Below are 1,082 nucleotides of genomic sequence, written 5' to 3'. Positions count from 1 at the left end.
CCAGCCGTTGAAGTCGATTGTTTGTTGGTTGGTTTTGAGTGTGATGTGGTGGGCGCCGTTGGTGTCTGTGGTGTACCAGGTGGTGGTGTTGGGGTCTGGTGGGTTGTTGATGAGGCCGGCGTTGAACGCGTTGGTGTAGGCGGGTGCGGGTAGGCCGGGGGTGCCGGTGGGGATGGTGGGGTTGGGTTGGGGTGTGGTGGTGGGGGTGTGGGTGATGGTGTGCTGGCCGTTGGTGTTGGTGGTGATGGTTAACAGGTCGGTGGAGGCTGCGGCTCCGGCGTTGATCGCGTCGATGATGTCAGTGTCGGTGGTGTCGGCTAGTAGGGCGAGTAGGTTCAGGGCGTCGGCGTTGCGGGCGTAGAAGTCGGCCAGGGTGTCGGTTGAGGCGCCGTGGGTGTTCATGTATTGGGAGGCTCGTGCGGCGGTGTAGGCGGTTGTGGCTCGGGCGATCTCGTAGGCCGCTTCGGTTGAGTCTGCTACTTCGTACAGTAGGTGGCGGTTGCCGTGGTGAGGGCCTGTTCGTCGGTGCCTGCGGTGGTTATGGGGAACGCCTCGTAGTAGTTGTCGGGTCCGGTGGTGGTGATGGGGATGCGTTGGGCCAGGGCTATGAGTTCGGTGGGGCAGTTGCCCAGGATGACGCCGGTGTTGGCCTTGGCCTGTCCGGTGAGGTGGTTGGTGTGGTTGGCCAGGAGGATGATGCCCTGGGCGGTAACCCAGGTGGCGCGCTGGCCGTCCTCGCCCGTGTCGGTTCTTAGGGATGAGGCGGCTGCGAGGGCCTGGGTTAGGGCGGTGATGCCCTTGGTTCCCCAGCGCCGTCCGGTGAGTTGGTCCCACCGGGCCTGGGCCTCATCGGGCGGCACCCACCCGCCGTCGTCGCCGCTGCTGGAGCCATCATCGCTGGTGCCGGTGCCGGTGGTGTCGGTGCTGGTGGTGGGGGCGAGGTAGTCCAGGGCCGCGGCCGGGTCGTCCGCGAGCTCGGCTAGTTGAGTCTCCAGCGGGTCCTCCACCCACACCCGCCACCACACACCACCAGCAACCCCCACCACCACGAGCACCAAGACCACCACAACCACAACGGCACG

The 1,082-nt window shown here is 65.8% G+C and carries 2 protein-coding genes; both read right to left on the bottom strand.

Annotated elements, in window-relative coordinates:
* On the bottom strand, positions 1 to 402 hold a 402-nt coding region (locus BW737_RS15450; RefSeq protein WP_218961954.1), incomplete at its 3' end, for a hypothetical protein.
* 74 nt (positions 403 to 476) lie between these two features.
* Positions 477 to 1,082: DUF6571 family protein (locus tag BW737_RS15445; protein ID WP_338063955.1), on the bottom strand; the 606-nt coding region annotated here is incomplete at its 5' end.

Source organism: Actinomyces ruminis, from assembly GCF_002154335.2.
Taxonomy (GTDB): Bacteria; Actinomycetota; Actinomycetes; order Actinomycetales; family Actinomycetaceae; genus Actinomyces; species Actinomyces ruminis.
This window is presented reverse-complemented; position numbering and strand designations above follow the sequence as displayed.